11 protein-coding genes are annotated in these 11,901 nt (G+C 37.1%); all 11 read right to left on the bottom strand.

The annotated features are described in order from the left end of the window. Positions 1-83: 83 nt before the first annotated feature. Positions 84-275: a hypothetical protein gene (locus LC095_RS06880; protein WP_226527463.1), complete on the bottom strand. Its 192-nt coding sequence runs from the start codon at positions 273-275 to the stop codon at positions 84-86. Positions 276-443: 168 nt separating this feature from the next. After that, on the bottom strand, positions 444-1,682 hold the full coding sequence (locus LC095_RS06875) for a multi antimicrobial extrusion protein MatE (protein WP_226527462.1): 1,239 nt from the start codon (positions 1,680-1,682) through the stop codon (positions 444-446). A 302-nt stretch (positions 1,683-1,984) separates the two neighbouring features. Next, the gene (locus LC095_RS06870) at positions 1,985-3,073 is read right to left on the bottom strand and encodes a Gfo/Idh/MocA family protein (RefSeq protein ID WP_226527461.1); all 1,089 of its coding nucleotides are present in this window, start codon (positions 3,071-3,073) and stop codon (positions 1,985-1,987) included. After that, the gene (locus LC095_RS06865; protein WP_226527460.1) at positions 3,070-4,056 is read right to left on the bottom strand and encodes a Gfo/Idh/MocA family protein; all 987 of its coding nucleotides are present in this window, start codon (positions 4,054-4,056) and stop codon (positions 3,070-3,072) included. Before LC095_RS06865 ends, LC095_RS06870 begins: the two co-directional genes overlap by 4 nt. A gap of 15 nt (positions 4,057-4,071) precedes the next feature. Further along, a complete protein-coding gene (locus LC095_RS06860; protein ID WP_226527459.1) occupies positions 4,072-5,181 on the bottom strand; it encodes a Gfo/Idh/MocA family protein in 1,110 nt (369 codons plus the stop codon). A gap of 20 nt (positions 5,182-5,201) precedes the next feature. After that, entirely contained in the window at positions 5,202-6,086 is an 885-nt protein-coding gene (locus LC095_RS06855; protein ID WP_226527458.1) for a sugar phosphate isomerase/epimerase family protein, read from the bottom strand. Between the two features lie 25 nt (positions 6,087-6,111). Further along, positions 6,112-6,945 carry a carbohydrate ABC transporter permease gene (locus LC095_RS06850; protein WP_226527457.1) on the bottom strand — a complete coding sequence of 278 codons (834 nt, stop codon included), beginning with the start codon at positions 6,943-6,945 and terminating at the stop codon, positions 6,112-6,114. Positions 6,946-6,956: 11 nt separating this feature from the next. After that, the gene (locus tag LC095_RS06845) at positions 6,957-7,907 is read right to left on the bottom strand and encodes a carbohydrate ABC transporter permease (RefSeq protein ID WP_413467464.1); all 951 of its coding nucleotides are present in this window, start codon (positions 7,905-7,907) and stop codon (positions 6,957-6,959) included. A gap of 56 nt (positions 7,908-7,963) precedes the next feature. Next, on the bottom strand, positions 7,964-9,265 hold the full coding sequence (locus LC095_RS06840) for an ABC transporter substrate-binding protein (RefSeq protein WP_226527456.1): 1,302 nt from the start codon (positions 9,263-9,265) through the stop codon (positions 7,964-7,966). Between the two features lie 291 nt (positions 9,266-9,556). Continuing rightward, positions 9,557-10,708 (bottom strand): GntR family transcriptional regulator, encoded by a 1,152-nt coding sequence (locus tag LC095_RS06835; protein WP_226527455.1) that lies wholly within the window; start codon positions 10,706-10,708, stop codon positions 9,557-9,559. 178 nt (positions 10,709-10,886) lie between these two features. Beyond that, a complete protein-coding gene (locus LC095_RS06830) occupies positions 10,887-11,879 on the bottom strand; it encodes a Gfo/Idh/MocA family protein (protein WP_226527454.1) in 993 nt (330 codons plus the stop codon). Positions 11,880-11,901: the final 22 nt, after the last annotated feature.

The following is an 11,901-nucleotide window of genomic DNA, read 5'->3' as shown; positions in this document are numbered from 1 at the left end:
TTACTCAGTTGTCAAGCTTTTACTGGAGAAATATTACCTCCCCCAACAACTGAGTGTAAATTATAATTGTCCAATTTCACTTATTATCTTTCTATAGATGTATTGTATTTAAACCAATCAAAGTCTGCTGCAATAGCATCTCCAGTCATATCTTGACAACAAATACCAACCATTGCACCTGTAAACCATCCTTGTTCACATGCTTCATCCGATAAACTGCTGTCTTCAATTTCCGGTCCTATCTTCTCAAAACTTAAAACGTCAAGAGAATACAAAAATTGTAGTTTTCAAATTCCACCTTCACTTTTAAATACAAGACTTTTTCACTGACTGGAATTGGAAGTGTATACCTTCTCTTTCCGGGAAGTTTTGCACCACAAGCCCTTTATTATCACAAAGGATTTGTGGTGTTTCTATTACAAAATATTGATTTTGAAAAAGATTCATCCATTCACAAAATTCTTTTCCGTGTGACGAAGCTGATTTTTCTTTCCTCTGCTGAACAAAATAAAAGCTAATATACCAAGTTCAGAAAGCATTCCGACAGATTGAGCTATAGCACCGATTCTTCCGTTCCAGTGCGGAAAAACGGTTGAGATAATAAGAAGGACGAGGAATGTAAAAATAAGATTTGTAGATTGTGAGTAAACCATTATTTTAGTCTGTTTTTTTACCATTAGTAAACCATTACAATAATCAATAAACGGAAAAGCCAGTGTCATCAGCATAAAGACATAAAGACAGTCAAGACTTGATGTAACAAGACGATCATTTGCTCCTAAAACATGTTCAATAAAAAATGGACCGATTGGTGAAAAACAAAAAACAGCTAATATTAATGTCGGAATAAATCCAATCATAAACGTAAACTGCTGCACCTTTTGAGGATGGTCTTTGTGAAAAGTCAAAACAATTTGATGTGTATATGTAAAAAAGCTTAAAAATAATTGCGTAATGCTTAGGGCAATCGCATAAGACGCAATGGCTAATTCAATTTCATTCGTTTTCCCTAAAAAGGAATTGATCACCGGTCCAACCATGACGATAATTAACGAAGAAAGAATAAGAGGATGATAAAATTGAAATATCTGTTTCTTTGTTCGGATCGAATGTGTTGGGTCTTTATCGACCATTTTTTTCACAAGTACTCTTCCTTCCAGAAAACTGATTAAACTCTCTACCATCATTCCTGATAAAAAGATAATCGCCCCTGTTCGGGCATTGATATTCCCCGTTTCTATAAAATATAAAGACAAAAGATACATAACAACCAAACGGATGATCATCCCAATCGTTAACCATTTTGTTTGTCTATTCAAAATAATAACACCCTGAAATAAGCACCTTATTGCAGAAAAAAACGTGACAAAGATGAGAACTTGGTACACACTAATTATTTCCGATATCATGCTTTGATCTGCTCCGAAAAATGTTGAGAATATCCACTTTCCTATAGGAGTAAAAGCAATGGAAGCAGCAGCCAGCATTAACCCTAATACAACATAAGCACTTACAGTCGACATAGCATGAAACGAAACTTTGTCGCGCACTAAGGCAGAGCAGGCATTACGCAGCAATACTCCCAACCGTTCTGTAATGCCAAACAAGCTCATCGCTACGACATAACTTGCGATAATAATTTCTGCGTTATTCCCTCTCGTTAATGTTCCGTTGATAATCATGTGGGAAAACGTAACTAAACTCGCTGACAATCCTAAAGGTACAAAGAACATGAGAATCTTCTTGGTCGATAACGTGTCATCTTGAGAATTAATAATGGTTCATCTCCCTTTTTAATGGTTCGATCATTTTATCTTCGATTTTTTAGATTTATCTTCGATTTTACCATTATATCAACGATTATAAAGATTTATTTTCGATTTCCGAAATATATTTTCGATTAGACATTTTTCGACATTAACACTCCGACCAACGTACTACAATAACAAAGAGAGAAAGATCCCTCTTTCTCTCTTTGGTCCATCTATTTGAAATTGGGAATATCGACAGAAACTTCTCTACCTTCATCTGAAGATCGTAGAATTCCATCAATAATCGCTTGATTAATGACAATCTGTTCACCAGGTATTGGGGCAGACCTGCTTTCTTTTATGCTCACAACAAAATCCCGGACTTTTTCATAAAAAATGTCAAGCTGATGTTGTTTAACTGGAATCTCTGTTTCAACGTGGTGACCTTTTATATCATGAAACATGCTAATTTCACCAATTCCACCGTCCCAAACTCCGCTCCATGGTCCACTTCCGGCTGGTGTTAATTTTAAACCGGCATCTGTTCCTAAAAATAGAGTTGGTCCAAGAGAATCCATATGCATGGCCCAGGATATTTTAAAGTTCAGTACAATTCCACCTTCTAATCGAATAAAGGCGGTACCAAAATCTTCTACATCGAACCGATCTGCCTCTTGATGATAAAGAGGATTTGTACCAAAATGATTCGACGTGTACGCAGAAACGGTAAGTGGCTTTGGATAACCAAGTGTATTTAATGCTAAATCCAACGAATAGCACCCTATGTCTGCCATTGCCCCTGCGCCTGCAAGCTCTTTATTAATAAACGTTCCACGAGGCATACCGCGGCGACGCCCTCCACCAGCTTGAACATAATAAACATTTCCTAGTTGACCTGATTGAACAAGCTCTTTTACCGCTTGCATATTAGGGTCATATCTTGGTTGAAATCCAACCGATAACATACGGTCAGCTTTTTTAGATGCTTCTACCATTTCGATTGCCTGTTGTAATGTAACAGCCATCGGTTTTTCTACTAAGACATGTTTACCAGCTGATAAAGAATCAACTGTTGTTGGATGATGGGCAACATTTGGAGTACAAATACTGACTCCATCAAGATCTAACTGTAAAAGTTCCCGATGATCATCAAATGCTTTTGCATCTTTTAATTCAAGTTTTTCAATGAATTCCTTTGCTTTACCTGGAATCACATCTGCAACTGCAACGATCTTCACATCTGGCATTTTCTTATAGGCTCGTGCATGTGCTGCTGCAATCCCACCGCTCCCGATGATACCAATTTGAATAGCTTGTGTCATAGAGATCCCTCTTTCTGAGCTGAATGAGGTTGGTAGCCAGAAGATTGATAGATTTTTTCTGTTAATCCTACAACTTCTTTCGCAAAATCTCCCGGCACCATTACTTCATGTTCTCCTAATATTGAACGAATAAAACTTTGATCGGAATTTGTTGTTTGTTCTGGAAGTACAGGTAGGATCGGCTCTTCTCCTAATTTTCGAATCCATAACTTCCCATTATCAAAAAAGATCGCTCCCTGTTCTCCACAAAATACATAGGTTTCATGCCAACTAGGTGCATTACCAATTATAGTGAGACCTGCAATAACATTATTTTCGAACCTTATTGTTGAAATCGAATCCAATTCAACTGAACGTCCATGTGTTTCTATTGTTGACTTTATCTCCAGCGGTTTTAATCCTGTTGTCCATAATAAGACATCAATAATGTGACTACCAGAATCCATCAGCATCCCTCCACCGGATAGATCAGGATTCTGTCTCCATGTATTTTTCGAAAGATGTCCCCACTCTTGATAAAGGTTGGCAGATACAGAGGTAAGCTTCCCAATGACACCATCTGAGATAGCATTTCGTATATACAAGAATGCAGGTTCAAAATGCCTTTGATAGGATACTTGCAGGATTTTCCCTTTCTCTTTTGCCAAATCAATCAAAAGAGTTGATTCTTCCACAGAACAGGCCATTGGCTTTTCTACTAACACATGACACTGATGCTCTAATGCATCAACAACATGCTGCTTATGAAGTGTATGTGGAGAGCATATGATAACAGCATCCAATGCACTGTTCTCTAACATTTCTTGATGATCGGAAAACTGTTCCACCTCTAATAGATTAAATGTTTTAAGAAAGAGTTCTCTATTATGAGCACTTGGATCAGCTATTGCTTCAATTTCTACATTTTTTTCGGCTAGCATTTGCTTTGCATGCAAATGTGCGATACCACCTGTACCGATAAAACCGAGTTTGATTTGTTTCATAAGATTTCTCCTTTCTTATGAGTTTGACAAAAGAGCTGCTTTTTCATCAAAATATACCGCTTTTCCCGTTTTAGCAGATTCATAGATTGCTTCCAAAATCTGTGTAACAACATATGCCTCTTCCGGCTTTACAACGGGTTCTGTATCATGAAGAATATTATCAATCCACATCCGTGCTTCTAAATCTGCATCAGATTCAACGCTTCCATCATAAAACGCTACTCCACCAGGTCCAAGATCCACATTTGTCGTATATAGCTTCCCGAAGTTTTCTCCATTTATCCTTAAGCCATCCTTCATATCTGCTCCACCTTCTGTTCCACTTAATGAACATTTGGCTTCATCCACATCTAAGGAATTTAGTGCCCAGCTAGCCTCTAATACGATCGTAGCCCCATTTTCCATTGTGATAAAACCAAAAGCAGAATCTTCAACTGTAAATTTCTCAGGATCCCAAGGTCCCCAAGCATTTGCTGCATTTCTTTTTTGGCTTAACTTATGAAATGATGAGCCCATAACAGACTTCGGTTTATAGTTATTCATCATCCATAATGTTAAATCAAGTGCATGTGTACCAATGTCAATTAAAGGACCACCACCTTGCTTCTCTTCATCGAGGAATACCCCCCATGTAGGAACTGCGCGACGGCGAATGGCATGTGCCTTTGCATAGTAAACTTCTCCAAGATCTCCACGTTCACATAGTTTATGTAAGTGCTGGCTATCAGGGCGGAATCGGTTATTATACCCGATTGTAAGTTTCTTACCTGAACGTTTTGCCGCTTCCAGCATCGCACGTGCCTCTTGGGACGTTTTTGCCATCGGCTTTTCACACATTACATGCTTTCCAGCATCTAAAGCCGCGATCGAAATTACTGCATGTGAATCATTAGGTGTTAACACGTGAACTACTTCAATCGTTCCATCTTCAAGCAAATCTTGATAATTTTCATACACTTTTGCATCCTTTATTCCATATTCTTGTGCCGCTTTTTCAGCTCGTTCAACAATCACATCACAAAAGGCAACAAGCTCAACTGCCTCTATTTTTTTCAAACTTGGCATATGCTTTCCATTTGCAATACCACCACAACCAATAATCGCTACTTTAACTGTTTTTGACATGTTAAAATCCTCCTCAAATTTTATTTAAAATAGATAGATAGATGTTCTTTTGCTTTTATAATTCCTTGACGTTCTGCTTCAAGCGATCCCCAATATCGATGATCTTCCAACTCAATACTTACTGGACCTTGGTAACCAATTTTATCCAAACGAACAGCAACCTTCCCCCAATCAACCTCTCCTTGGCCAGGTATTGTGTAGCGCCATGATCCTTCAGAGAAATCATATTTTGCACCAAATGTTGCAGGTAAAATACCATGTTCGTAGAGATCATCATGAAGGATTTCTGTGTCTTTCCCATGACAATAATTCACTCGATCACCAAACTCGGTTAATACTCGCAAGTGATCAATACCAAGTCTTACCAGGTGTGAAGGATCATAGTTTAGCCCGAAATGCTTGGACGGAATTTCATTAAACATGGCTCTTAACATTTCTGGTGTTGTACCTAATGTTGGATAATACGGGGCAGGTCCAGGCCATCCTTCAAGGGCAATATAAAGATTTTCATTTTCAGCTTGTTTAACAATGGATGGAAATGTTTCTTTCCAAATTGAGAACGCTTCCTTTCGATCCATCGCGATATCTTCAGGAACCAAACACATAAAGATAACACGGCCACCTAAGCTTGCAATCTCGCTAAATTGTGCATTTATTGACTCGACTGCTTGCAAGCGCACCTTTTCATCTGTGCTTAATAGTTTTGTTTGTCCAACCGCTCCAAGACCATCAACAGAACCTACTTCTAGCCCGTTTGTTTCTAGAGCTGTTTTAACCTCTTCATTGAAATATGGCACATCAATCACATCGATCCCTATTTTTGATGCCCATTTTGCTAATGATTCAATACCATCTGCTCCAAGTTTTGGTGGAATCCTCATTCCGATTTGTCTGTTCAATTTCATCGCCTCCAACTGAGTCTCTATTATTTTATTTAATACCACTGAATGTAATGCCTTTAATAAATGTCTTCTGTAAAAAGAAGAATAATATAATAACCGGAACGGTCATCATGGTTGAAACTGCCATCATTAATCCCCACTCAGAACCTTTTTGACTTTGGAATTGCTGAAGCCCAAGTGATAACGTATACTGAATCGAATCAGTTAAATAGAGTAATGGACCGATAAAATCTGTCCAACTGGCCATAAATTGAAATAAGCCAACTGCCAAGACAGCAGGTTTTGCTAGCGGCAGCATAATTTGCCAATAGATTCTAAATTCCCCTGCTCCATCTATTTTCGCCGCTTCTCTTAAACTATCAGGCAAACCCATAAAGAATTGTCTTAATAGAAAGATATAAAACGGAATGCCAAAAAATGCAGGTATGATTAAAGGATAAGGGGTTCCAACTAATCCTAATTTCTCAAATAATAAGAAAAGCGGGATCATTGTAACCTGCCCTGGTATCATCATGACACCAATTGTGATAATAAATAGAAGGTTTCTGCCCGGCCACTTTAGTTTTGCAAAACTATAGGCAACAAGCGGACAAGATAATACAGCACCAAGTGTACTGAATAATGTGATGATGATCGTGTTTTTCAAATAGGTGAAGAACGGAATATAGTTCATTGCATCAATATAATTACTCCATTGAAAAGGCTTTGGAATCCACTCAGGCGGAAACGTAAACACTTGGTCCAACGGCTTTAATGAGGTTGATACCATCCAAATAAACGGAATTAAAAAAAAGAAAGATGCGACAATTAAGATTATATGTGCCAGACTTCTGGAAACAGTTTTTTTTGTTGTTCCATCCATATTCTTCCCCCCTATTTTCCTTGATAATGAACCCAGCGCTTAGATGTAATAAATACAACCGCTGTTAACGCCATGATAATGATAAACAAAATCCAAGCCATGGCTGATGCGTAGCCCATCTTAAAGAATTTAAATCCATTGTCATATAAATACATTACATAGAAAGTTAATGAATTTGCTGGTGTCCCTTGACCTTGAGTTAATGTGTAAGGTAAGGTAAATTGCTGGAACGCCCCAATAATTCCCATAACCAAGTTAAAAAAGATTACAGGCGTTAATAGAGGCAGGGTAATATGAAAGGTCTTCTGAAACCAATTTGCCCCGTCTACATCTGCCGCATCATAATAATCATCAGGTATATCACCTAGCCCGGCAAGATAAATAACCACCGCCTGCCCAATTCCCCATAAAGACATGAGTATAAGGGAAGGTTTTGACCATGTTTCACTCCCAAGCCATGCCGGTCCTTCAATTCCAATTGTATTTAATAATCCATTTACAAGTCCGAACCCAGGATTTAGGAGCCACATCCATAACACAGCAAGTGCTACGTGCGGAACAAGTGTAGGTAAGAAAAAGATTGTTCTGTAAACAGCCATACCCTTTACTTTCATATTCAACATCATTGCTAATGCAACACCAAAGATAATACTTAATGGAACAAAAAAGACGGTAAAATAGATCGTATTGTATACTGATTTCCAGAACAAAGGATCATGAAATAAATCTTTATAATTTTGAAGTCCAATAAACTCACCGGGTTGAAGAATACTATATGTTGTAAAACTAAAGTAAATTGATGAAAATAACGGAATTGCGTAAAAGATAATAAGTCCCAGAATCCACGGTAAGGCAAATAAAATTCCATATTTATATTCTGATAAATTAGTAAATAAGTTTTTACGCTTTGGACGAATTTGAACATGTTGTGATGTAGCTTCATTAATTGGATTGCTTTTCACCTGTAATTACCTCCTGTCATTTTAAAGGCAAGGGAGAAAAACATCTCCCCTGCTTCTTATTTATTGAGCTCTTTGTTAACCTTGTCTGTGACTTTTGTTAACAGCTCTTCAGGAGTTCCATTTCCTCTTGTTGCGTTTTCCACTGCACTTGCTAATTCATTCCAATATAGAGATCCTTGTGTCATAACAGGTCGATGATGTGAAACAGGTAAAATGTCAACAAATTCCTTTAAGATAGGGTCTTCTTTATATCCAAGTTCTTCATTGACTGAATCGATAACTGAAAAGTCTCTTGAAATGCCGCTGAATATTTTTTGACCTTCTTCACCACTAAAGAACTTGAGAAATTCCCAGGCTGCGTCTTTATTTTTCGCACCTTTTGGAATGACTACCGACCAGCCGCCTGACCATGTTGTATGATTTTCTCCAGTTGGCGTTGGCATTGGAAATACACCATAGTTTAAGTCCGGTTTAAACTTTTTGATCGCGGAAACTTCCCAAGGACCACTAACTTTCATACTTAGTTGCCCAGTTAAGAACGGATCCATTGCACCTGTCCCTTGTGAATCTGTGAAGCCGGCAATATCTTCTACATCATATTTTTGAGCGTAATCAGTCATCCATTGTAATGCTTCCACTACTTTTGGATCGTTTGCAGTTGCTGTATTTGTTTCAGGATTGAAAAACTCTCCACCAAATGCCCAGCCCCATCCATATAGCCATCCTTGGCCAAACCAAGGGATAAATCCGATTCGTTGAAATCTGCTTCCCTCTTTAATGGTTAACTTTTCAGCTGCCGCCTCAAGTTCTGCGATCGTTTTAGGCGGGTTATTTGGATCTAAGCCTACTTCTTCAAAATGGTCAACGTTAAAATAGACTAAACGTGAATCAGTGGAAGTTGGTAAGCCATATAGCTTCCCTTCATAACTTGCTTCTTCCCATGCAAATGGATAATACATATCTTTCGTTACTCCGCTTCCTTCAGCAAGTTCAGTCAAGTCCTCTAATGATCCTTGAGCAGCCCAAGATCCAATTTCAAATCTATCAAAATAAGCAACATCTGGCGGATTTCCTCCAGACACAGCTGTTAATAATTTTTCGTTCTGTCCTTCCCCTTGATTCGCTGTATAGACTGCATTAATTTTAATATCCGGATGCTTTTCTTCAAAAGCTTTTATAACTTCGTCAACAGCCTCACCTGTAACATCTGTCATGGAGTGCCAGAATGTCACCGTTGTTTTTCCATCGCTTTCTTTACCATCAGATGAACTAGAGTTTGATGAACAGCCTGAGATAATAAGTGAAATAGTCATCAATAAGATCAATGTTAAAAATCCAACTTTTCTTTTCTTTTTCATTCCAATCCCCCTCAAAATTGTGATGAAAATGCTTAATCAATAGAAAAACATCGGTCCTCCCTTCCCCTTCACATTTCTGTGCTGCAGAACAAGGCTGTATGTACCACCAATAAATAATAGCGCTTACATTATTATGTAAAAAAATATCTTTAAATGTTATAACAAGTAAAGCAACATATTATTAATGGTATGTTGTTAGATTAACAAGTTAATATTAGTATGTCAATACGATTCTTAAAGATTTTCAAATTAAAATAAGGAGCTGTCCCAGGTTCAGGCAGCTCCTTATCTCTATCTATCGTATGTGTTTACTGGGGTTTGAGTTGAATTACCTTCTAAAAATGTGAAATCAATAACAGTATGTTTAGGTTCCTTTTCTCCCTTTAAAATATGCTCAGATAATATATCAACTGCTTTATTTGCTATATCTACTTCATTCTGTTTGATATGAGTGTAATCCGGGCGTTTATAAGGATGTGTTGGTGAATCAAAACATACAATTGAATAATCTTCAGGTATTTTATGACCTAAGTCCTGTAATACTTTTGATATCAATAAAGCCCAGTCATACTCACATGCTACAAATGCTGAAATTGTTGGGTTAGATTGAACAAACTTTTTTATGATTTCATAGTTTGTTTCGAATAGACTTTGCTCTACTTGTGTTTGTTCAAGGCTATTCAGTAAAGTTAACAACATAAATTCTTGTTTTAATTGAATCCCCTGTTTTGAATAAGCCAGTTGAAATCCTTGCACTCTTTCTTCAATCGCAGAAGTCCCAACAGGTGAGGATGAAATAAAGCCTATGTTTTGGTGACCTAATGTAAATAAATAATTAGTGAGTTGCTCACCGGCTAGTCGATTATCTGTACAAACCGAGCTTGCAGGAATTCCTCTTAAATAGCGGTCTACCAAGACAAGTGGAAAGTTTTTTAGACTTAATTTAAGCAGTTCAACATTGTAGTTTTCACCATGGACAGGAAAAATAATGAGACCGTCAACTGAGTCATTAACTAATTGTTTGATTGCCTTTTCTTCCTCTTCTATTTTTCCATGTGTTTGCCTAATAATTAGATTTGTATTCTTTTGTGCACATGCTTTTTCAATCGCTTTTACTAAAGTTGTGCCAAAGTTGTCAGAAAAACCGGGTATAATAAGAGCAAATGTATACCTTTTTTCACTGCCAATAGTCACGGTTGTATTTTTTGATTCACGATCTTTCTCGTTATATTGCTTAGAAACAAATGAACCTTTTCCTCTTATTCTTTCTATGATCATATTTTGTGCCAGTAAGTCCAATGCTTTTTTAGAGGTAATTCGACTAACGTCAAATTTATCTGAAAGCTCTTTTTCTGAAGGAACTCGATCACCATGGTTTAATAAACCCTTATTTACTTGATCAATAATATACTCATAAATTTGCTCATAAAGTGGAGTCTTCATATGTTATTCACCTTTTAGTATAGTTGTTATGTCTAATATATCATCCTGTGAATGATAAAACAATAAATAAGTCCTATGTATTTTTCAGGAGACTTGGTTGGGAATAGTTCTTGAAACAATTCGAACTACAAGAATAAAAAGCCTAAACATCCCAAAAAGATGTTTAGGCTACAGTCAACTATTCTACTTCAATCTTAGCCTTATTATGATTGGATAATGCTGAGAGCTGGTTTATTAACGTTAAGCTTTCCATATCCTCTAAAGTAATGGAAGGTAATTTGTCATAAAGAATATATTCCACCCATTGTTCTAACGGCATTGGCAATGATGCGGGCATATCTTCTACACTGATTTGTCTTTCACCTAGCTTCTTACAATTAATATATGCTTTTGATTCTTCAAGCAATAAACACCCTTCCGTCCCATACAATTCAAGTTTGAATGGTGAACCATATGAAACGAAACTCGTTTCAATTATCCCTAAGGCACCTGATACATATTCAACTAGAACAACTGCATTGTCATCAACCTCATGTCCTAATGTCTTTTGCAATCTTGCTGTCACTGCTTTTGCTTCTCCCGCTAATCTATTTGTTAAGTAAATAGGATGTGCTCCCAAATCGATCAATGCGCCTCCGCCACATTGCTCTTTATTAAAGAAATGTTCAGGTAACCAGCCATGAGGATGTTCATCAAATGGAACGGCTCCATTATGTGCACATCGACATCTGATTGAAGTTAATTGTCCTAATAACCCCTGGTCTATTACCTGTTGTGCATATAAATAATAATTTGTTGTAAGTCTAGGAAGTGAAAGCATCAACTTAACTTTATGTTCCTTTACTGCCGCAAACATATCACGGCAATCATCTACACTAAGAGCTAATACTTTTTCAGAAAAAATATGTTTTTTATGTTGAGCTGCAAGGATAATCACTTCTTTATGTAAGTTTGTCGGTGTATCAACAATAACTGCGTCTATAGTCTCATCCTTTAGAATTCTACTTAAATCAGGTTCAAAAGCAACTCCTAATTCTTCTGCCCATTGTTCACCTCTTTCAGGTTTTTCATCCCAAACTACTTTTATATTTATATGTTTATTTTCTCTTGCTTCTCTTGCATAATCTACCGCATGAACATGCCATTTACTTAACATTGCTACATTTATCATAAATAACTCCTCCTTATAACCC

This window comes from Metabacillus niabensis (assembly GCF_020524345.1).
Classification (GTDB): Bacteria; Bacillota; Bacilli; order Bacillales; family Bacillaceae; genus Metabacillus; species Metabacillus niabensis_B.
Note: the sequence above shows the minus strand (reverse complement) of the source record. Positions and strands in the feature narration are given on the sequence as shown.

Excerpts from the sequence above, each read along its gene's own strand:
- LC095_RS06875 (WP_226527462.1), bottom strand. The coding sequence starts at position 1,682 with ATGATTATCAACGGAACATTAACGAGAGGGAATAACGCAGAAATTATT.
- LC095_RS06870 (WP_226527461.1), bottom strand. The coding sequence starts at position 3,073 with ATGACACAAGCTATTCAAATTGGTATCATCGGGAGCGGTGGGATTGCA.
- LC095_RS06865 (WP_226527460.1), bottom strand. The coding sequence starts at position 4,056 with ATGAAACAAATCAAACTCGGTTTTATCGGTACAGGTGGTATCGCACAT.
- LC095_RS06860 (WP_226527459.1), bottom strand. The coding sequence starts at position 5,181 with ATGTCAAAAACAGTTAAAGTAGCGATTATTGGTTGTGGTGGTATTGCA.
- LC095_RS06855 (WP_226527458.1), bottom strand. The coding sequence starts at position 6,086 with ATGAAATTGAACAGACAAATCGGAATGAGGATTCCACCAAAACTTGGA.
- LC095_RS06850 (WP_226527457.1), bottom strand. The coding sequence starts at position 6,945 with ATGGATGGAACAACAAAAAAAACTGTTTCCAGAAGTCTGGCACATATA.
- LC095_RS06840 (WP_226527456.1), bottom strand. The coding sequence starts at position 9,265 with ATGAAAAAGAAAAGAAAAGTTGGATTTTTAACATTGATCTTATTGATG.
- LC095_RS06835 (WP_226527455.1), bottom strand. The coding sequence starts at position 10,708 with ATGAAGACTCCACTTTATGAGCAAATTTATGAGTATATTATTGATCAA.
- LC095_RS06830 (WP_226527454.1), bottom strand. The coding sequence starts at position 11,879 with ATGATAAATGTAGCAATGTTAAGTAAATGGCATGTTCATGCGGTAGAT.